17 protein-coding genes are annotated in these 19,740 nt (G+C 61.7%); 8 read left to right on the forward strand and 9 right to left on the reverse strand.

Features of this window, described 5'->3' with window-relative positions:
- Positions 1–37: 37 nt before the first annotated feature.
- Positions 38–244: a cold-shock protein gene (locus tag DVB37_RS28135; RefSeq protein ID WP_046806066.1), complete on the reverse strand. Its 207-nt coding sequence runs from the start codon at positions 242–244 to the stop codon at positions 38–40.
- A 246-nt stretch (positions 245–490) separates the two neighbouring features.
- Positions 491–1,546 (reverse strand): AbrB family transcriptional regulator, encoded by a 1,056-nt coding sequence (locus DVB37_RS28140; RefSeq protein WP_120157344.1) that lies wholly within the window; start codon positions 1,544–1,546, stop codon positions 491–493.
- A 92-nt stretch (positions 1,547–1,638) separates the two neighbouring features.
- Between DVB37_RS28140 and DVB37_RS28145 the strand changes: the two genes are divergently transcribed.
- On the forward strand, positions 1,639–2,805 hold the full coding sequence (locus tag DVB37_RS28145) for a pyridoxal phosphate-dependent aminotransferase (protein ID WP_120157345.1): 1,167 nt from the start codon (positions 1,639–1,641) through the stop codon (positions 2,803–2,805).
- A gap of 111 nt (positions 2,806–2,916) precedes the next feature.
- Here DVB37_RS28145 and DVB37_RS28150 read toward each other — a convergent pair whose 3' ends face one another.
- The 5 genes from DVB37_RS28150 to DVB37_RS28170 all read right to left on the reverse strand — a co-directional run bounded on the left by DVB37_RS28150 (position 2,917) and on the right by DVB37_RS28170 (position 8,275).
- Complete coding sequence (locus DVB37_RS28150; protein WP_120157346.1) at positions 2,917–4,443, reverse strand: tripartite tricarboxylate transporter permease; 1,527 nt, start codon at positions 4,441–4,443, stop codon at positions 2,917–2,919.
- Complete coding sequence (locus tag DVB37_RS28155; RefSeq protein ID WP_120157347.1) at positions 4,440–4,877, reverse strand: tripartite tricarboxylate transporter TctB family protein; 438 nt, start codon at positions 4,875–4,877, stop codon at positions 4,440–4,442. The genes DVB37_RS28150 and DVB37_RS28155 overlap by 4 nt, the downstream gene beginning before the upstream one ends.
- A 117-nt stretch (positions 4,878–4,994) precedes the next feature.
- The gene (locus tag DVB37_RS28160) at positions 4,995–5,942 is read right to left on the reverse strand and encodes a Bug family tripartite tricarboxylate transporter substrate binding protein (RefSeq protein ID WP_370512721.1); all 948 of its coding nucleotides are present in this window, start codon (positions 5,940–5,942) and stop codon (positions 4,995–4,997) included.
- A gap of 169 nt (positions 5,943–6,111) precedes the next feature.
- Positions 6,112–7,608, reverse strand: a complete 1,497-nt coding sequence (locus tag DVB37_RS28165; protein ID WP_120157348.1) for a sensor histidine kinase — start codon at positions 7,606–7,608, stop codon at positions 6,112–6,114.
- On the reverse strand, positions 7,598–8,275 hold the full coding sequence (locus DVB37_RS28170) for a response regulator (protein WP_046806072.1): 678 nt from the start codon (positions 8,273–8,275) through the stop codon (positions 7,598–7,600). The genes DVB37_RS28165 and DVB37_RS28170 overlap by 11 nt, the downstream gene beginning before the upstream one ends.
- A 489-nt stretch (positions 8,276–8,764) precedes the next feature.
- On the opposite strand from DVB37_RS28170, the gene DVB37_RS28175 reads away from it, so the two are divergent.
- Complete coding sequence (locus DVB37_RS28175; RefSeq protein ID WP_120157349.1) at positions 8,765–10,159, forward strand: ClcB-like voltage-gated chloride channel protein; 1,395 nt, start codon at positions 8,765–8,767, stop codon at positions 10,157–10,159.
- A 121-nt stretch (positions 10,160–10,280) separates the two neighbouring features.
- Here DVB37_RS28175 and DVB37_RS28180 read toward each other — a convergent pair whose 3' ends face one another.
- Positions 10,281–10,706: a hypothetical protein gene (locus DVB37_RS28180; protein ID WP_162941302.1), complete on the reverse strand. Its 426-nt coding sequence runs from the start codon at positions 10,704–10,706 to the stop codon at positions 10,281–10,283.
- A gap of 527 nt (positions 10,707–11,233) precedes the next feature.
- Positions 11,234–12,586 (reverse strand): tRNA uridine-5-carboxymethylaminomethyl(34) synthesis GTPase MnmE, encoded by a 1,353-nt coding sequence (gene mnmE, locus DVB37_RS28185; RefSeq protein ID WP_120157351.1) that lies wholly within the window; start codon positions 12,584–12,586, stop codon positions 11,234–11,236.
- 115 nt (positions 12,587–12,701) lie between these two features.
- Here mnmE and DVB37_RS28190 point away from each other — a divergent pair, with 115 nt between their 5' ends.
- The 6 genes from DVB37_RS28190 to DVB37_RS28215 all read left to right on the forward strand — a co-directional run bounded on the left by DVB37_RS28190 (position 12,702) and on the right by DVB37_RS28215 (position 19,587).
- Complete coding sequence (locus DVB37_RS28190; protein WP_120157352.1) at positions 12,702–14,288, forward strand: ABC transporter substrate-binding protein; 1,587 nt, start codon at positions 12,702–12,704, stop codon at positions 14,286–14,288.
- A gap of 22 nt (positions 14,289–14,310) precedes the next feature.
- A complete protein-coding gene (locus DVB37_RS28195; protein WP_120157353.1) occupies positions 14,311–15,285 on the forward strand; it encodes an ABC transporter permease in 975 nt (324 codons plus the stop codon).
- The gene (locus DVB37_RS28200) at positions 15,282–16,211 is read left to right on the forward strand and encodes an ABC transporter permease (protein ID WP_120157354.1); all 930 of its coding nucleotides are present in this window, start codon (positions 15,282–15,284) and stop codon (positions 16,209–16,211) included. Before DVB37_RS28195 ends, DVB37_RS28200 begins: the two co-directional genes overlap by 4 nt.
- Before the next feature lie 11 nt (positions 16,212–16,222).
- Positions 16,223–17,233 (forward strand): ABC transporter ATP-binding protein, encoded by a 1,011-nt coding sequence (locus DVB37_RS28205; RefSeq protein ID WP_120157355.1) that lies wholly within the window; start codon positions 16,223–16,225, stop codon positions 17,231–17,233.
- Entirely contained in the window at positions 17,230–18,249 is a 1,020-nt protein-coding gene (locus DVB37_RS28210; RefSeq protein WP_046806080.1) for an ABC transporter ATP-binding protein, read from the forward strand. Before DVB37_RS28205 ends, DVB37_RS28210 begins: the two co-directional genes overlap by 4 nt.
- A gap of 138 nt (positions 18,250–18,387) precedes the next feature.
- Complete coding sequence (locus DVB37_RS28215; RefSeq protein ID WP_046806081.1) at positions 18,388–19,587, forward strand: M20 aminoacylase family protein; 1,200 nt, start codon at positions 18,388–18,390, stop codon at positions 19,585–19,587.
- Positions 19,588–19,740: the final 153 nt, after the last annotated feature.

The following is a 19,740-nucleotide window of genomic DNA, read 5'->3' on the forward strand; positions in this document are numbered from 1 at the left end:
GTTTGGACCTGGCAGACGGGAAAAGGGATTTCCCGATTTAGAGCGGGCGAATTTCGGCCGCTTGAGGTCCTTTCGGACCATCCTTAACTTCGAATTCGACTTCCTGCCCTTCGTTCAGGCTGCGATAGCCGCGGCCCTGGATGGCGGAAAAGTGTGCGAAAACTTCGGTTCCGCCAACATCCGGGGTGATGAAGCCATAACCCTTGTCAGCGTTGAACCACTTAACTTTGCCCTTCTGAGCCATTTTCTCTAGCGTCCTGTAATTAACTTGAAATGCAATGAATCAAGGGGGACGCCGTGAGAACTGAACGACCGGTATAAAACCCTGCGTTGCCGCTGTGTTCTCGCTCGTCGCCAAGCAACAGAACGAGTCCGCGCGCTGCTTGAATCAACTGCGGAATCAGCATACTCATCCGGCATCGGCGACTCATATTGTTGTTTACCCCAATGTCGCATTTTTCAGACTCGGCCCAAGGCCCGCACTGCGGAATTAGGCTTGCCGCCGCGCAAGAACGGCGTAAATCGGTCCCGTCGCAGTCACGACAAAAACCATGCGCGTAACGTGAAACGCGGTGACCACCGGCACGCCTAGTTGCAGCACCTTGGCCGTGATGGCCATTTCAGCAATGCCCCCCGGCGTCGTCCCCAATATCAGCGTCGGGGCCGGGGCTGCCGACCAATACGACAGCAGTGCGCCCAAACCAAAAGCCAGCACCAGGGCGCCCAGCGTGAAGGCGGCCACCACCGCAATAAAACGCGGCGCCGCGCGAAAGAAATCCGGTCGGTAACGGTCTCCCAGCGACCAGCCGATCAGCAGCTGTCCCGCCTTGGGCACGTAGTCGGGCAGCGCGGACAGTTCAATGCCGAAAACAGTTAACAGCATTGCCACCACCATGGGCCCCAGCACCCACGGATTTGGCAAGCGCAGCTTCATGAATGCCAGCCCGCCCAAGCACGTCAGCAGCACCAATGCGGCCAGGCCCGAGCCGTGCACCCTCTGGGGTCCAGGCACCGTCGGATCCAGGCCGGCCACGCCCCACCACTGGAAGATAAACGGCACCGTTATCACCACCAGCAGGACGCGCACGCTATGAGCTGTGGCAACGCGGTCAATGCGCGCGCCGTGGCGTTCCGCCAGGCTGGCCATTTCGCTGGCCCCGCCGATGGCCGATGCAAACCAGGCAGTCTTAAAGTCGGCATCCGTATAGCGGCGAAGCATCGCGGTACCCATGAACGCCAGCCCCAGGGCGAACACCATGCCGACGATGATGGGGCCGGCGTTGCCGCCGATGTGTTCCACCACCTGCGGCGTGAAATACAAACCCAGCGACGTGCCGATCACCCACTGGCCCCCATTGCGCGCCGGGCGCGGGCAGGCGGTTCCCACGCCAGCAATACGCGTTGCAGCCGTCGCCAGCAAGGCGCCCAGCATCCAAGGCAAGGGCAGTTGCGCCCACACCGCCAACAGCGCGCCCACCGACGCAATCGACAATCCCCCCGCCACCCTCAACAACATGTTCCGCCGCACGATTCCGTCCACGTTCATCGCTTTCGCTCATTGCGAAAAAAACGAATTATGAGTTAGTGGGATACTTACGAAAACTCTCTTCGCCCATCGCGCATTCCCTCGCATCCACCATGATCCGATCCAAACTTCCCGACGTTGGCACCACCATCTTCACCGTCATGAGCCGCCTGGCCATCGAGCACAAGGCCATCAACCTGGGTCAGGGCTTTCCCGACTTTGATCCCGATCCAGCGCTGTGCGCGCTGGTCACACAGGCCATGGCGAACGGGCATAACCAGTATCCGTACATGCCCGGCGTGGCGCCCTTGCGCGAAGCCATCGCGGCAAAGACCCAGGCCCTGTATGGCCACGCCTACGACCCGGAAACCGAAATCACGGTGACCAGCGGCGCCACCGAAGCCCTGATGGCCACCGTGCTGGCCGCCGTCGGCAGCGGCGACGAAGTGGTGGTCATCGAGCCCTGCTATGACTCGTACCTGCCCGCGATCCGTCTGGCCGGCGGCACCGCGGTCCCGGTGCCGCTGCGCGCGCCCACCGAAGCCGACCCCTACTACCGCATCGATTGGCAGCGCGTGCGTGACGCCATCACGTCCAAGACGCGCCTGTTGATGCTGAACTTTCCGCACAACCCCACGGGCGCCGTGCTCGATGACAGCGACCTGGATGCGCTGGAAGCCATCGTTCGGGACACCGGCGTTTTGCTGGTGTCAGACGAGGTCTACGAACACATCGTGTTTGACGGCAAGCCGCACGCCAGCGTCGCGCGTCGTCCGTTGCTGGCCGAACACGCATTCGTGATTTCTTCTTTCGGCAAGACTTATCACACCACCGGCTGGAAAATCGGCTACTGCTGCGCGCCGCGCCAACTTAGCGCCGAACTGCGCAAGGTGCATCAATTCATGGTGTTCACGGTGCCCTCGCCGATGCAGTTCGCGCTGGCCGAGTTCATGCGTGATCCCAAGCCTTATCTGGATTTGCCGGCGTTCTACCAAGCCAAGCGCGATCGTTTGTCGGAAGGCCTGGCCAAGACGCGTTTCCGGCCGTTGCCCAGCCCGGGCACGTTCTTTTTGCTGGCGGACTACAGCCAGATTTCCAAGCAGAACGAAGCCGACTTCGCCCGCGACCTGACCGTCAACCACGGCGTGACCGTGATTCCCGTTTCGGCTTTCTATCGCCAACCCGACGCGGCGGAATCCAACCACCGTATCGTCCGTTTCTGCTTTGCAAAGAAAGACGCGACCTTGGACGCCGCCTTGGAACGATTGGCGCAAGTCTAGCCAGAGGCCAAACCAAAACCAAAACCAAAACCAAAGCACCGGAATATGAGTGATTACTCATATTCATAAATCAAACAACAGGGGCGCTTAAAAGCGCCCCTGTTGCCTACGTCAAGCCGCATTCTCTGCCGCTTTTCGCGCGCGCCGCACGCGGCGAAGAATCTGCGGAACTACGACGACCGCAACCGCCGCCGCCCACATCGACATCGACACTGGACTGGCGAACAACACTCGCACATCGCCATCGGTCATCGACAAGGCACGGCGCAGGTTCTGTTCCATCATGTTGCCCAGCACGACGCCCAGCACCAGCGGCGCCATCGGCACGCCAAACTTGCGCAGGAAGTATCCCAGCGCGCCGATGCCCGCCACCAGCAACAGGTCGAACGTGCCGGCGTTGATGGCATAGACGCCGATATAGCTGATGCACAGAATGCCCGGCACCATCAACCACCCCGGCACCGACAGTACCTTCGAGAACAGGCGCACCAGCGGCACGTTCATGACGAAGAGCAGCACGTTTGCCACGAACAACGACGCAATCAGGCCCCACACGAGTTCGGGCTTCGTATCGAACAGCACCGGCCCCGGCGTGATGTTGTAGAGCGTCAGCGCCCCCATCATGACCGCCGTCGTGCCCGACCCGGGCACGCCCAGCGTCAGCATCGGCACAAAAGAACCGATCGCCGATGCGGTGGCGGCCGCCTCCGGCGCGACCAGGCCGCGCATGTCGCCCTTGCCGAACTTGGCATCGGGGTCCTTGGCTTCGATGATGCGTTTTTCTTGCGAATACGCGACCGCCGCGGCCACGCTTGCGCCCGCCCCCGGCAACACCCCCACGCCGAAGCCCACCAGCGCACTGCGCACCACGCTCCACCACGTGAACGCCAGCTCTTTCAGATTGAAAATTTTGCGCCCGCTGGGCGTGACCTCGACGCTATGCCCGGCCATCACCTTTTCCAACATTTCCAGCATCTCGCTGACCGCGAACAACGCAATAACCACCACCACGAAATCAATACCGTCAGCCAAGTGCACCGATTCAAACGTGTAGCGATATACGCCCGAGTTCGCATCCACGCCGACCACCGAAATCGACAGACCGATCATCGCCGCCAGCACGCCTTTGACCGGCTGTTTTCCCAGCAAGCTGGTCAGGCAACAGAAGGCGAAGATCATCAGCACGAAGTACTCGGCCGGCCCGAACGCCAACGCCCATTTGGCCAACAACGGCGCCAGCAGGATGATGCCCACCACCGACACGATGGCGCCGAAAAACGCCGACCATGCCGATAGCGACAACGCCACGTTGGCCATGCCTTGTCGCGCCAGCGGGTAACCATCAAGCGTCGTCATGATGGCGCTTGCCTCGCCCGGTACGTTCAGCAAAATTGCCGTGATACGGCCGCCATACTCCGCACCCACGTACACCGCGGCCAAGAGGATCAACGCGGTTTCCGGCGGCAGGTTCATCGCGAACGCGATGGGAATCAGCATCGCCACGCCGTTGACGGGCCCCAGGCCGGGCAGCACGCCCACCAAGGTGCCGATGAACGAACCGATCATGGCAACCAAAATGTTGGTCAGCGAAAACGCAACGCCGAATCCGATCGAAAGATGATCAAGAATGCTGCTCATAGCAGGGTCTCCAGCAAGCCGCCCGGCAGGACGACGTCCAGCACTTTGTCGAACAACACAAAAAAGAGAAGACTCATGACGATGCCGCCGATGGCGCATTTGATCCAGCTGCCGGCAAACAGGCGGCCGACGAAGACCGTCATCAGGGTGGTCGCGACGATGAATCCCAGCCACTGGAACAGGAACGCGTAGGCGACCGTAAACGCCATCATCAGCGCGATGCGCCCGTTGGCGCCCGGCGGGTTTGATTCAACGGGGTGGCCGCCCTTGTAGACCAGCCAGAGGCCACACAGGCCGATCATGGCCGCCACCAACAGGGGAAAGGCGCGCGGGCCGACAGGTTCGTAGGCGAACGGGGCTTCGATGCCCCATCCGGCTGATGTCATGAAGGCGGCCAGCGCCAACGCGCCGATGCCCAGGATTCGATCGTTCATGATCCACTTTCCGTTGTGAATGAATGCGCGGACGCAGTCGCCCCGCGCGCCACCGACAAACTCGGCGGCGCGGGGGCGCCGGCAAGGCGCGATCGGTGGGAAGGCCTTGCGGCCGGCTTACTTCTTGATCAGGCCGAACGAATCCGCCAGTTCGCCATAGACCTTGACCTGGCTCTTGACGTAGGCATCCAGGTCGGGCCCGGTCTTGTTGAAGGGGAACAGGCCCTGTTGCTGGCGCAGCTTGTCGAACTCAGGTGAGGCAGTCGCCTTGTTGAACGCGTCGACCCAGAACTGATAGTCGCTGTCGGACACCTTCGGACCCACGTAGAAGCCCCGGATGATGGGCCAGACGATGTCGTAGCCCTGTTCCTTGGCCGTGGGCACCGTGCCCAACTTGCCGGGCAGGCGCTGGTCGTTGAACACGGCCAGCACGCGGATCGGTGCGCCGCCTTCCAGCATGGTGAACGCTTCGGCCGCGTCGCCCATGTACGCCTGGATATGCCCGCCACGCAGCGCGGTGACCGCTTCGCCGCCGCCTTCGAATGCGACGAATCGCATCTTCTTGAAGTCCACGCCCGCCGCCTTGGCGGTCAACGCCGCCTTCATCCAGTCCTGGCTGCCCACCGTGCCGCCGGCGCCCAGCACGATCTTGGTGGGATCCTGCTTGAACGCGTCCATCAGGCTTTTCAGGTCCGTGTACGGAGAATCGTTGCGCACCACAGCCACGCCGTAGTCGGTGCCGATGGCCGCCAGCCAGCGCACGTCGTCGACGTTGTACTTGCCAAACTTGCCCTGCGCCAGGTTCAGCAGCGAACCACCCGAGAACGCGACGATGGTGCCGGGCTCATTGGGGTGCTGCGCCACGATGTTGTTGTAGGCCACCGCGCCGATGCCGCCCGGCATGTAGACGATACGCATCGTGTTCTTGATCGCGCCGCTTTGCTTCAAGCCCTCGGTCGCCAGGCGGCAGGTCAGGTCAAAGCCGCCGCCCGGCTGGGCCGGTGCGATGCATTCGGGGCGGCGCGGCTCGTCGGCGGCGTGGGCGGCGCCCAGGGACAGGGTCATCGCGCCAAGTGCGGCCACGGCGGCCAGGCGCAGCTTCAGGCTGGTCTGCATTTGTCTCTTCTCCAGGTTTTATAGGTCTAGGTATGGCTGATGCCGCCAGGCCGGCGATGCCTTGCCTGCATGGGCCCAGCGGACCCTACCGTACAAAATCGAAGCTTTCCAAAGCCTTTCAATTTCGCCCGATTTCGTGACGCGGCGCAGCATCGGGGTCGCGGTTGCGGGCGGGCGCCAGGGAAAACACCAGGGCCGCACGCAAGCCCGGCAAGGGCGTGCGGTTTTCCAGCACGAGGGTGGCGCCCAGTATTCCGGCAATGGTGCCCACAATGGCCAGGCCCAGGCCCGCCCCCGACGTGTTCTTGCCTGCCGCACCCCGGCGAAAGCGCACGCAGGCCCGCGCGATGTCGTCCGCGGACATCCCCGGGCCGTCGTCCTCGACGGCCAGACGCGCTTGGCTCCCTTCCACGTGCACCGTCACGGTGACCTCGCCGGCCGGCCGCGCATAGCGGATGGCGTTATCGACCAGGTTCGTGACGGCCTCGCGCAGTAGCCACTCCGCGCCGCTGACGCATACCGGCCGACTTTCCGCTTCCAGCCCGATGTCCAGCTGACGCGCTCGCGCGGCGGGCAGCAGGCTTCTGATGACGGCGTCGGCCAGCTCGACCAGATCCACCGGTTCCGCGGTAAACCCCCCTTCGGCCACGGAAGCGTCCTTAGCGCGCGCCAGGGCGAGCATTTGGTTGGTGGTGCGCACGGCCCTGTCCAGGCCCTCCTGCATCGCCAGAAGGGCTGTACGGACCTCCTGGGGGTCTGTTTCGCGCAGGGCATAGGCTGTTTGGGTACGCAAAACGGACAAGGGCGTGCGCAATTGGTGCGAGGCGTCGTCAAGGAACTGGCTCTGCACCCTCGCCTGGGCCGCAAAACGGGCCATGTGGAGGTTTACAGCCGAAACCAAGGGCAGGACCTCGCCCGGCATCTCGGATGCGCTGACGGGGCTTAAATCGTCTCCAGAACGCCCTTCTACCTCCTGCCTTAGTCGAACCAACGGGCGCAGCGCCATGAAAACCCCTAGGATGATGACCAGAACGCTGATCAGAATCACGGCCAGGTCCCGTTCCACCGAGCGCAACAGCACCTGGTGCATGAACGCCTGGCGGCCTTCCAACCCCTCGGCCACCTGCACGATTACCCGTCCCCCTTTGTTTGCATACAGGGGCGGATCCATCGGCCGGGCCAGGGCGGCGACGCGCACGGGAGCGCCCTGGTAGGTCGCGTAAAAAAAACGCGGTTCGCCCGATTCCAGCGGCTGCTCGGGCAACGGCAAGCCGGGATGCCCGATTTCGGCCAGCCCGTCTTCGGTTGCCACGCGATAGAAAACGCTGCCATTGGCCGTCAGCTCAAAAAATTCAAGCATCAGGTAAGGCTGTTCCATGGCTAATCCACCGCTGGCTGTGGATATGTTGTGGTCGATCGCGCGAAGCGCGCCAGCCAGCGATCGGTCATAGGCAATGTCGACCTGGTTGCGCAGTTGATGGTTCGACAGCCACAGCGCGCCCATCATCACCAGGACCAACGTGGGGATAAGCCACCAGAGCAACTGCGTTTTCAGGGTGCGATTACGTTTTTTTCCCGCGAAAAAACCCGTTTTTTTCGGATTTCTAGTTGTCAACAAGGTTCTCCAGGCAGTAGCCCATGCCCCGCATGGTCACGATCTGCACACCGGTATCCGCCAATTTCTTGCGCAGGCGGTGTACCAGCACTTCGATGGCTTCCAGGTTGATGTCCGCATCGTCCGTGACGATGCGGTCAAGAATTTGCTGCTTGTTGATGGGCTCGCCACTTTTCTGAATCAACACCCGAAGTACGGCATGTTCACGTGGGGATAACTGCAAAGTCTGTCCCGAGACCATGAATTTTTGAGCCGCAGTCTCAAAAACCAGGTTTCCCAGAGACAGACGCGGGTGTTCGCGTCCCCGGCTGCGCCGAATCAGTGCGATCAAACGCGCTTCCAACTCTTCCACAACAAACGGTTTCGGCAGGAAATCGTCTGCACCCAGGTGCAGCGTTCCAATTTTTTCGGCCAAGGAATCGCGCGCGGTCAAGACCAACACCGGCGTTCGATCGTCTCGCGCGCGAATTTTTGCCAGCAAGGCATGGCCGTCCATACCGGGAAGTCCCAGATCCAGGACGACCGCATCGAATTCTTCGATTGCCAACCGTCTTTCGGCGACCAATCCGTCGTCAGCCCATTCAACGACAAAGCCCGCGTGTCGGGCCAGGCTTCTTGAAAGCCAGCGAGCAAGTTCGGCTTCGTCTTCTATCAGAAGGATGCGCATGGACGGAGTCCGGGGGGGAGTGGCTGGGCGGAATGGGAAAGCATGTTTGGCTTTTCCTTTATTTCTCTTTATATAAAGACTAATGATTAATAAGGCCTGTGGATAACTACCTTAACCTTGAAAACCTCATTCTTTTCATCAGCTTGCAGCGGTTTTTGCCTGTGCAAGAACTCTGTGTGGGAAAAAAGTTGAAGTTGGACAACATTTCGGCCACCCCCAAAAACACCACCTTGTTCAACTTGCCTCCACACAATGTGCACAACCTGGCTACTTAGGAGTTATCCACAGGGTCGGCCATGGGAAATAGGATGGAAAGCGGCACTTTTACCCCGAAAAACCGGCCGTTGCCTACCGGGTTTTTCGCCCTTGCAGGGGGTCAAAATCGCCTTTTGAGGCACTTGGGCGACCGGGCATTCGAGGGGGCGCGCCGGCGCTTTCTTGACAGGGGACTGAACAAAAAGTGAGCAGCTTCCGCCGTAAAATCCGGCGATGGCTATAGAAAAAAGCATCATGAAATCCAGGGCGAAACACGGCTTGGTTTACCGGTTAAGGGCCCGCTTGGTGGCCGACAATCTGCCCGCCACCTTGTGTGCGGCGGCGCTGATGGGGCTGTTCGGCGCCCTGGCAACCGTGGTGTTTCGCGAACTGCTGGGCTGGACGCAAATGTTGCTGGGCGGCGAAGAGGTTCCGCGCGGCATGGTGTCGCTGGCGCGGGGGCTGGACCCCTGGCAACGGTTCCTGCTGCCCGCTGCGGGGGGCGCCGTCGCCGGTCTCGTCCTGCAAATGGCTGCCCGGTGGCTGCCAAAGCGGGGCGCAGCCGACTATATGGAAGCCATTTCCATTGGCCGCGGCGTCATTGGCCTGCGCCAGACACTCGCGCGCAGCCTGTCGTCCATTTTTTCAATCGGCTCCGGGGCGTCGATCGGGCGCGAAGGCCCGATGGTCCAGCTGGCCGCCATGTTTTCATCGCTGACCGGCCGATTCCTGCTGCTGCCGCCCCGCCATCTGCGGCTATTGGTCGCCTGTGGGGCCACGGCAGGCATCACGTCCGCCTATAACGCGCCCATTGCGGGCGCCTTGTTCATATCCGAGATCGTCTTTGGCGTGATTTCGTCCGCCACGCTGGTGCCGCTTGTGGTGTCGTCAGTGGTGGCCAACATCGTCACGCGCCAGATCCTGCACTACGACGCTGTCTTCCATATGCCGCATTTTGAATTTGTGTCGGGGTGGGAAGTGATCAATTACCTGGGTCTGGGCGTGGCCGCAGGCCTGGTCGCGCCTCAATTCCTGCGATTTCTGGATCTGTCGCGCGCCACGTTTTCGCGGCTGCCCTTCCCGCTCTGGCTCCGGATGGCGTTGGGCGGACTGGTGGTCGGTGCCTTATCGGTCGTCAACCCCCAGGTCTGGGGCAATGGTTACAGCGTGGTCAACAGCATGCTGCATACGCAATGGGCCTGGCAGGCCGTGGCGGCCATCTTGCTGATGAAGATAGTGGCCACGGGCGCCAGCGTGGGGTCGGGCGCGGTCGGCGGCGTGTTCACGCCGACGCTGTTTGTGGGAGCGGCCTTGGGTGCGCTGTATGCGAGCGGCTTGCAAGCGCTGTTGCCGGCGGGTGATGTGTCGGCAATTTCCAGCTATGCCGTGGTCGGCATGGGGGCGTTGCTGGCCGCCACCACGTACGCGCCGCTGATGTCGACGCTGATGATTTTTGAGATGACGCTGAGCTATGAAGTGATGCTGCCGCTGATGTTGGCCTGCATTACGGGGTACGTCATTGCACATCGGATACGGCCGGAATCGGTGTATGCGAAATCACTGGCGAACAACGAGCGCGCGCAGCGTGCGGTGTGGAAAGTGGCGGCGAAAACTGACGTCGAGAGGTGACGCCTAAAGGTGAAATTTGGCAAGAGGTATTGAAAGGAAAGCTGAGTGAATAACATGAGCAAAAGCTCATATTGTTCAGTCAGACCTTCGATTGCCTTGTCTGTCATGCGTCGGCAGCACTTCATGGATCAATGCGTTCCCCGTTTACGCGGATCACCGGACTGCGCTTCTCACCGAAGCCGCACAACTTATCGATTTCCTTGGGGAACAGCGTGTACGGCACGTTGTACTGGATGAAGGCCTCGACGCTGTCCGGAAATGCGTTGATGAGCAGCCAGCCCAGCCAGAGCGGGATGGTGAGGGGAGCCTTGAACATTCCATAGGGCTTCGCCAGCCGGCGTCGTAACCCTGCATACCAGTCCCGGTATGGTTGCAGGGTCTCTTGCCAGCGGCTTTGTCGCGGCGGCAGCGGCGCGGGCTTGGGCAGGCCTTCAGGACCTCGTTCCATGAAGATTTGCAAATAGGACCAAAGGGCCTTGGCCGAACGGTCGCCGTCAAACATGCCAAGATTGCCGCATGCCGCACAGATTTCTGTCGGCGGGTCCATGCTGTAGTCCACGCCAAAAAGGTACAGCTGTGTCGCGCCACAGCCGGCGATAGTTAAAAGCCCTGGTTATTGCCAGCACGTCTTTTTCAAGAGTTTCGCTGTGTGCTCCGTTTAGCCAAAGCCAAGGGCGTGCCCCCTGTTGTAGCTTGGCCCAGCACATGTCAGGCAGCGGATTCACCACTTGACGCGACCAATGGGGTTGGTCGGGCAACGTGTTCATCAGGTCGCTCTCGGGGGGCTTGCAGCCTTGAACGTAGCCTTGAGTAACCGCCGGATGGTGGGGTTGTGGGCAAGTCAGATGGTGAGGGCATGGCGTGCTCTTGGGGACGACCCACTTTGGTAGTCGTCGATGGCGTCAATTAGCGATGACCACTTTTAGAAGAAACTGCCAGACCCGGTAAATAAGAACAGTCCGATAAGCGCGTGAGATAGATCCTGTTTTCTTGACGAGGCGTAGGGACGCGCATCGAGGAGCAGATCGTGAAAGCTATCTGCTATATGGCCTTTCAAATCAGACCCTTGTCCGGTTACTTACCGATGCAAAAGCTGGAGAAAATCTCGCCCAGCAAATCATCGCTGGTGAATTTTCCGGTGATGCTGGTCAGGCTTTCATGCGCCAGCCGCAGCTCTTCCGCAAACAGGTCCAGCACCCGGTCGTCCTGACCCGCGTGTTCGCCGGCCAATTCCAAATGTTCAGCCGCCTGTTGCAAGGCGTGCAGGTGACGTTCGCGCGCCAGCCAGGGTGATTCGGCGCCGGGGTTCCAGCCTGCGATGTTCAAGAGTTCGGCGCGCAGCGCGTCCAGGCCGGCCCCGCGCTTGGCGGAGATACCCAGTTCGCCCGCGCCCGGCGTGAACGCTGTGGATAACAGGTCCACCTTGTTGAACACCTTCAACACCGGGGTACGGGGCGGCAGGCGCGCGGTGATCTGCGCGTCCAGTTCATCGCCCGGCTGCGTTGCATCCTGCAGATGCAAAATAACGTCAGCCCGTTCGATTTCCTGCCAGGTGCGCGCGATGCCGATGCTCTCAACCGTGTCCTCGGTTTCGCGCAATCCGGCCGTGTCCACAATGTGCAATGGCACGCCGTCGATATGGATTTCCTGCACCACTTTGTCGCGTGTCGTGCCCGCAATGGGAGTGACGATGGCGATGTCGTCGCCTGCCAGCGCGTTGAGCAGGCTTGATTTACCGACGTTGGGTTGGCCGGCCAGCACCACATGCAGGCCCTCGCGCAGGATGACGCCCTGGCGGGCTTGCGCGATCAGTTTGGACAGGTCCGCCGTCAGCGCGTCCAAGGTGGGACGCGCCTGATACTTTTCAAGGAAGTCGATTTCTTCTTCAGGGAAATCCAGCGTCGCCTCGACCAGCATGCGCAGGTGAATGATGCGGTCGGACAGGTCGTTCACGCGCGATGAAAATTCGCCGGACAACGACGCCATGGCGCCTCGCGCCGCCGCCACGGAAGACGCATCGATCAGGTCCGCCACGGCTTCGGCCTGCGCCAGATCCATGCGGTCGTTCAGAAAGGCGCGACGCGTGAATTCACCGGGTTCGGCCAGGCGCACGCCCAGGTCGCGCCCGGCCGCCAGGCAGCTTTCCAGCACGCGCCGCAACACGGCGGGGCCACCGTGGCCTTGCAGCTCAAGCACGTCTTCACCGGTATAGGAATGCGGTGCGCGAAAGTAGAGGGCGATGCCTTCGTCCAGCAGTTCGCCGTCGATGGATTTGAACGGCAGATAGTGCGCGTGGCGCGGCGTGAGTTCGCGTTGGAAAACGCGCCGCACCAATTCGGACAGGTCCGCACCAGAAACGCGCACGACGCCGATGCCACCTCTTCCGGGGGCGGTGGCAATGGCGGCAATAGGGGCGTAAGCGGACATATCTGAGAGGCGGGGAAGCGAGAACAATAGGGGAATATAACTGTTGCGCGGCTCCTTGTTTGCTGGTTAATGTGGCCCCGAGGTTCAAAACCCGAAACAACTCTGGGAGATCACGATGGCATCTCGGTTTTCGCGTGTCTTGGCCTGCGGCTCGGCCGCGGTGATGTTGGCCTTTGGCACATTTAGTTCCGCTATGGCTCGCGATCTGGTGATCGCTTTGAAGACCGAGCCCTCATCGATGGATCCGCAGTACCACGCGTTGACGCCCAACACGCAAATCTCCCAAACCATCTTCGACACCCTGGTTGCTACCGACGCCCAGTTGAAACCGAAGGCCGCGTTGGCCGAATCGTGGACGGTCGACGGCAAGGTTTGGACGTTCAAGCTGCGTCCCAACGTCAAGTTTTCGGACGGCACGCCGTTCACCGCGGAAGACGTCGTATTTACCTACGACCGAGTCCCCAAAGTACCCAACAGCCCCTCGCCCTTCACGCTGTATCTTGGCTCGGTGGCGAAGACCGAAGCGGTCGATCCCATGACCGTACGCATCACCACGAAGGAAGTCGCGCCCAACCTGCTGGTGAACCTTGCGCAGTTGCCCATCATGTCGAAAAAGGCCGCGTCGGGCCCGGCGGCTGAAGGCAAGACCACCACCGAATTGAATAGCGGCGATGGCCTGGTGGGCACGGGTCCGTACAAGTTCGTGTCATGGAAACGCGGCGCCGAATTCGTGCTGGCGCGCAATGAGAATTACTGGGGCAAGAAGCCGGAGTGGGACCGTGTGGTGTATCGCCCGATCAGCAATGCCGCCGCGCGCGTGGCCGCATTGCTTGCCGGCGACGTCGACATGATCGAGGACCCCCCCACCGACGATCTGCCCAAGCTCAAGGCGGACAAAAAGCTCTTTGTGGAAGAGACGCCGTCGGTGCGCGTCGTGTACGTGGCGCTGGACCAGTACGCCGAGCCGTCACCCGGTATCCAGGGCACCGATAAGAACCCCATGAAAGACAAGCGCGTGCGTGAAGCGCTGTCGCTGGCCATCAATCGCGATGCCCTGGTGGAACGCGTTATGGGGGGCGTGGCGCTGCCCGCCGGCAACCTGCTGCCCTACCCCATGTTCGGCTCCAGCAAAGAGCATTCGAAGGCACCCAAGGCCGATGTGGAAAAGGCCAAGGCCCTGCTTAAGGAAGCCGGTTATCCCAACGGCTTTTCGATCACGCTGGGGTCGCCGTCGGGCCGCTACGTGAACGATTCGAAGGTGGCGCAAGCCATCGCATCGATGTGGACGCGCATCGGCGTGAAGACCAGCGTGGACGCGATGGCGCCGCCGGTGTTCTTCAAGAATCGCGACAGCTATCAGTTCTCGGCGTATCTGGCAGGGTGGTCCGTGACCAGCGGTGAAATGTCCAACGCGCTGACGTCCTTGCTGGTCACGCGCAACCCGGAAGCGGGTCTGGGCACGACCAACCGCAGCCGCTATTCCAATCCCAAGATGGACGAGCTGGTCAAGGAAGCGTCTTCCACCATGGATGAGGCCAAGCGCGCCGAGTTGCTGTCCAAGGCCAGCAACATGGCCATGGACGATTACGCCATGCTGCCGGTGCACTTTGAACTGTCGGTATGGGCGATGAAGGGCGACATCCGCTACCAGGGCCGCCCCGACCAGGTCACGCTTGCGCAGTTCGCAACCCTGAAGAAGTAACGCGCTACGCGGGCGGTCTCCAGTGCTGGCAACAATCGTAAGAAGACTGCTGCAAACCATCGTCGTCATGCTGGTCATGTCGGCGTTGGTCTTTGCGGGCATCTACATGGTGGGCGACCCGGTCTCGATGCTGGCCAGCCCGGAAGCCACCGAGGCGCAGCGCGCCGCCATCAGCGCATCGCTGGGTTTGGATCTGCCGCTGTGGCGGCAATATCTGATCTTCATGGGCCAGGCGGTGCGCGGTGATTTCGGCAACAGCTTTCTGACGGGCGAGCCCGCCATGCACCTCATCCTTGAGCGCATGCCGGCCACCGTGGAACTGGCCTGTGTGGCAATGCTGCTGTCCGTGCTGATCGGCGTGCCGCTGGGCATCCTGGCGGGCTTGAAGCCGCAAGCGCCCGGCTCGCGCGCCATCATGACGGGGTCGGTGCTGGGCTTTTCCTTGCCCAACTTCTGGGTCGGCCTGATGCTCATCATGGTGTTCGCCGTGATGCTGGGGTGGGTGCCTGCGGGTGGGCGCGGCAAGACCGTCAGCATCGGCTCGTTGCAGCTTAGCGTGTTGACCTTAAGCGGGTGGATGAGCCTGGCGCTGCCCGCCGCAACGATCGCCATCGCCAAGTGCGCCATGATCATCCGCGTGACGCGGGCCGCCACGCGTGAAGCGCTGCCGATGGACTACATCAAGTTCGCGCGCGCCAAGGGCCTGTCGGAAAGACGCGTGCTGGGCGTGCATCTGTTAAAGAACATCCTGATCCCCGTCGTGACCGTCGCAGGCCTGGAATTTGGCCAGGTGATGGCGTTTGCCGTGGTCACCGAAACGGTCTTTTCGTGGCCCGGCATGGGCAAGCTGCTGATCGATTCCATCATCAACCTGGACCGCCCCGTGGTCGTGGCCTACCTGCTCTTGATCGTGTTCTTTCTGGTCATGTTGAACCTGGTGGTGGACATCATCTACACGGTGCTGGACCCCCGCGTACGCTTGGATAGCCGCCGATGAATAGTCCCGTCAGCCCCGCCAGCCCGGCCGTGCCCATCGCTGCCAAAAAAGAACAAACGCCCTGGCGCCGCTTCGTCTCTGATTTTTTCGCCAGCAAGCTTGCCACCCTGGGCCTGGTGATGCTGCTGGTCATCGTCGGCGCGGCGGTGTTGGCGCCGTGGATCGCGCCGCAGAACCCGTACGACCTGGCATCGCTGGACATCATGGATTCCAAGCTCGAGCCCGGCAGCGAAAGCAGTGACGGGTCCATGCATCACTGGCTGGGCACGGATGGCCAAGCGCGAGACTTGCTGTCGGCCATCCTGTACGGCATGCGCACCAGCTTGATGGTGGCCACGATCTCGGTGCTGGCAGCGTTTGGCATCGGTGCCACGGTGGGCCTGATCGCCGCCTATTTTGGCGGCCGCATCGATGCGTTGCTCATGCGGATTGTGGATATCCAGTTGTCCTTCCCCGCCATCCTCGTTGCGCTGATGCTGTTGGCGATTCTGGGCAAGGGTGTGGATAAGGTGATCATCGCGCTGATTGTTGTGCAGTGGGCGTACTTCGCGCGCGCCGCGCGCGGCGCGGCGCTGGTGGAACGCGGCAAGGAATATGTGGAAGCGGCGCGCTGCATGTCCTTGTCGTGGGGCCGCGTGCTGTTTCGCCATGTGCTGCCCAACTGCATGCCTCCCCTGATCGTCATCGCCACCATCGACCTGGCGCACGCCATCGCGCTGGAAGCCACGTTGTCGTTCCTGGGCGTGGGCGTGCCGGTAACCGAGCCGTCGTTGGGCATGCTGATCTATAACGGCTTTGAATACCTGTTGTCCGGCCAGTACTGGATATCGTTTTTTCCCGGCATCGCGCTGGCGCTGGCCATCATCGCCATCAACCTGGTGGGCGACCACCTGCGCGACGTGCTTAACCCGCGTCACGCAAATTAAGGGCGAACGCGATGCAGACAAACGCCGTGCAATCGCCCCTGGCCGTGGCCCGGCCTGTACTTGAGGTCCAGGGACTTAAAACGCATTTCTTCACGCGCAATGGCGTGGTGAAAGCCGTTGACGGCGTGGACCTGACCTTGGCTGAAGGTGAGATCCTGGGGCTGGTCGGCGAATCGGGATCGGGCAAGAGCATCACGGGCTTCTCGTTGATGGGCCTGCTGGATGAGCCCGGCCGCATCGTTGAAGGCCACCTGCGCCTGAATGGGGAAGACCTGCGCGGCGCGACGCCCGCGCGCTGGCGTCAACTGCGCGGCGAAGAGATCGCAATGATCTTCCAAGACCCGATGATGACGCTGAACCCCGTTCTGCGCGTGGATACGCAAATGATCGAGGCCGTGCGCGCACATCACAACGTGTCGCGCGAGCAGGCGCGCGCGCGGGCCTTGCAGACGCTGACGATGGTGGGCATTCCGTCGCCGCAAGAGCGCCTGCGCGCCTATCCGCATCAGTTGTCGGGCGGCATGCGCCAGCGTGTCGCGATCGCCATCGCGCTGCTTAATTCCCCGCGCCTGATCATCGCCGACGAGCCCACCACCGCGCTGGACGTCACCATTCAGGGGCAGATTCTTTTTGAAGTGCAGAAGCTGTGCCGCGAGACCGGCACCGGCCTGATCTGGATTACGCACGACCTGGCGGTGGTGGCCGGCCTGGCGGACCGCGTGTCGGTGATGTACGCGGGGCGCGTCGTGGAAACTGGCAGCACGCACGACGTCATCACGCATCCCATGCATCCGTACACGCATGGCTTGATCGCATCCATCCCCACGCCGGAATCGCGTGGCAAGCCGTTGGTGCCGATTCCTGGCATGACCCCCTCGCTGTTGAACCTGCCACAAGGCTGTGCGTTCCGGGGGCGCTGTCCGCGCGCTACCGACGCCTGTCTGATCGAACCGCAGCCCGCTGAAGTTCGCCCGGCGCAATGGGTGCGCTGCTGGCATGCCGGAGACCCAGACCCCAAATGAGCGAAGCACAACGCGACGCCGCCACCCCCATCCTGTCCCTGCGCGACGTGGCGCTGCGCTTTGTGCAGCCCGTGGACCTGGCCGGCCGCATCGCCAACCTGCTGGGCGCGGGCTTGAAGACGCAAGTGGTGCATGCCGTGGCCGGCGTGGACCTGGACGTGCAGCCGGGTGAAGTCATCGGCATTGTGGGGGAGTCGGGCTGCGGGAAATCCACGCTGGGCCGTGTCGTGTCCGGCATTTTGCCGCCCACTTCCGGCGACGTGCACTATCAGGGCAAAGCCGTGAAGTCCATGACGGGCACACAGCGGCGCGCCTACGAGCTTGGCGTGCAGATGATTTTCCAAGACCCCTACGCATCACTTAACCCACGCATGCGCGTGCGCGAGATCATCGGCGAGGCGCCCGTTGCGCACGGCTTGATTCGATCCCGCGACAAGGCCGACTACGTGGCGGGATTGATGCGGCAGGTGGGCTTGGACCCATCCTTCGCGCAACGCTATCCGCATCAGTTTTCGGGCGGGCAGCGCCAGCGTATCGGGATTGCGCGGGCGCTGGCCTTAAAGCCATCCGTGATCGTGTGCGACGAAGCCGTCGCGGCGCTGGACGTGTCCATCCAGGCACAGGTGCTGAACCTGTTTGAACAGCTGCGCGATGACCTGGATTTGACGTATCTGTTCATCAGCCACAACCTGAGCGTCGTCAGTCACATCTCGGACCGCGTGGCCATCATGTATCTGGGCCGCGTGGTCGAGCTTGCCCCGACCGACACCGTTTTTCAACGCGCCAATCATCCGTACACGCAGGCCCTGTTGAAGGAGCTGCCGACGTTGACGCCCGGGCGGCGCACATATCAGCCGATCAAGGGCGAGCTGCCGTCGCCGCTGGATCCGCCCAGCGGTTGCGCGTTTCATCCGCGTTGCCCGCATGCGATGCCGCGCTGCAAAGAAGAGCGGCCCCTGTTGCGCGAGATATCGCCGGGCCAGTACAGCGCCTGTCACTTGAACGATATGGCCTAGCCCACATGCATGGCCGTACTGGACGTGAACGAGGCGAAGCGCGAGAATCCTTCAATGAAAACGCGTGTTTGCATTGCGCGCCCGCGATTGAGCGATTGAAAGCCGTATCTGAATCTCCTAATTCCTAATTCCAACGCCATGAAAACCATAGACGAAATCGAACGCGCGCACGGCGAGTTGACTGCCTTGCGACGGGACATCCACGCCCATCCCGAACTGGCCTTCCAAGAGACGCGCACGTCCAATCTGGTAGCGGAACGCTTGCGCGCATGGGGCCTGGAAGTGCATACGGGCCTAGGCAAGACCGGTGTGGTCGGCGTGTTGCGCGGCGGCAGCGGCAAGAAGACGATCGGCTTGCGCGCCGACATGGACGCGCTGCCCATGCCCGAGCACAACCGCTTTGCGCACAAGTCCACCATCAGCGGCCGCATGCACGGCTGTGGCCATGACGGGCATACCGCCATGCTGCTGGGTGCGGCGCAATACCTGTCCACCCATCGCAATTTCGACGGCACCGTCGTGTTCATTTTTCAGCCGGCCGAAGAAGGCGGCAACGCCGGCGCGCGCGCCATGATGCAGGACGGGCTGTTCGACAAGTTTCCGTGCGACGCGGTATTCGGCATCCACAACATGCCGGGCATGCCGGTCAACCAGTTTGGCTTTCGGGCCGGCCCCACGATGGCCTCCAGCAACCGGTGGGACATCGTCATCAAGGGCGTGGGCGGCCACGCCGCGCAACCGCATGCGTCGGTCGACCCCATCATCGTGGCGGCCGACATGGTGCACGCCTTGCAGACGGTGATCTCGCGCAGCAAGAACCCCTTGGAACAGGCCGTGCTGTCGATCACGCAGATTCACGCGGGCGATGCCTACAACGTGATTCCCGGAGAGGCCGTGCTGCGCGGCACCGTGCGCACGTATTCGGTGGAAACGCTGGATAAGATCGAGGCCGACATGCGCCGCATCGCCACGACCTTGCCGCAGGTTTATGGCGGCACGGGCGAGCTGGATTTCGTGCGGGCCTATCCGCCGCTGGTGAACTGGGAAAACGAAACGGCCTTTGCGGCCAAGGTGGCTGAAGACGCGTTCGGCGCGGAAAACGTGTTGCGCGACATGCCGCCTTTCATGGGCGCGGAAGATTTTTCTTTCTTCCTGGAAGCGATCCCCGGCGCGTATCTGTTCCTGGGCAATGGCGATGGCGATCACCGCATGGAAAGCTATCACGGCATGGGTCCGTGCCAGTTGCACAACCCGAACTATGACTTCAACGACGCGTTGTTGCCGGTGGGCGCCACGTATTGGGTGAAGCTGGTCGAGGCCTATTTGCCGGCTGCGTAACGCCCGCCAATAACCGATCGGCTATTTGCTAATACGCGACAGCCATGAAGCCGCGAGCCTTTGTCTCGCGGCTTTTTCTATATGACGTGCAGCTTTGATCAAACGCCGATAACTTCGTTTGAGATACAAGGCGAGGTTTCCATAATCGATCGT

This window comes from Achromobacter sp. B7, from assembly GCF_003600685.1.
GTDB lineage: Bacteria > Pseudomonadota > Gammaproteobacteria > Burkholderiales > Burkholderiaceae_B > Achromobacter > Achromobacter spanius_B.

Excerpts from the sequence above, each read along its gene's own strand:
- DVB37_RS28135 (WP_046806066.1), bottom strand. The coding sequence starts at position 244 with ATGGCTCAGAAGGGCAAAGTTAAGTGGTTCAACGCTGACAAGGGTTAT.
- DVB37_RS28140 (WP_120157344.1), bottom strand. The coding sequence starts at position 1,546 with ATGAACGTGGACGGAATCGTGCGGCGGAACATGTTGTTGAGGGTGGCG.
- DVB37_RS28145 (WP_120157345.1), top strand. The coding sequence starts at position 1,639 with ATGATCCGATCCAAACTTCCCGACGTTGGCACCACCATCTTCACCGTC.
- DVB37_RS28150 (WP_120157346.1), bottom strand. The coding sequence starts at position 4,443 with ATGAGCAGCATTCTTGATCATCTTTCGATCGGATTCGGCGTTGCGTTT.
- DVB37_RS28155 (WP_120157347.1), bottom strand. The coding sequence starts at position 4,877 with ATGAACGATCGAATCCTGGGCATCGGCGCGTTGGCGCTGGCCGCCTTC.
- DVB37_RS28160 (WP_370512721.1), bottom strand. The coding sequence starts at position 5,942 with ATGACCCTGTCCCTGGGCGCCGCCCACGCCGCCGACGAGCCGCGCCGC.
- DVB37_RS28170 (WP_046806072.1), bottom strand. The coding sequence starts at position 8,275 with ATGCGCATCCTTCTGATAGAAGACGAAGCCGAACTTGCTCGCTGGCTT.
- DVB37_RS28175 (WP_120157349.1), top strand. The coding sequence starts at position 8,765 with ATGGCTATAGAAAAAAGCATCATGAAATCCAGGGCGAAACACGGCTTG.
- DVB37_RS28180 (WP_162941302.1), bottom strand. The coding sequence starts at position 10,706 with ATGGACCCGCCGACAGAAATCTGTGCGGCATGCGGCAATCTTGGCATG.
- mnmE (WP_120157351.1), bottom strand. The coding sequence starts at position 12,586 with ATGTCCGCTTACGCCCCTATTGCCGCCATTGCCACCGCCCCCGGAAGA.
- DVB37_RS28190 (WP_120157352.1), top strand. The coding sequence starts at position 12,702 with ATGGCATCTCGGTTTTCGCGTGTCTTGGCCTGCGGCTCGGCCGCGGTG.
- DVB37_RS28200 (WP_120157354.1), top strand. The coding sequence starts at position 15,282 with ATGAATAGTCCCGTCAGCCCCGCCAGCCCGGCCGTGCCCATCGCTGCC.
- DVB37_RS28205 (WP_120157355.1), top strand. The coding sequence starts at position 16,223 with ATGCAGACAAACGCCGTGCAATCGCCCCTGGCCGTGGCCCGGCCTGTA.
- DVB37_RS28210 (WP_046806080.1), top strand. The coding sequence starts at position 17,230 with ATGAGCGAAGCACAACGCGACGCCGCCACCCCCATCCTGTCCCTGCGC.
- DVB37_RS28215 (WP_046806081.1), top strand. The coding sequence starts at position 18,388 with ATGAAAACCATAGACGAAATCGAACGCGCGCACGGCGAGTTGACTGCC.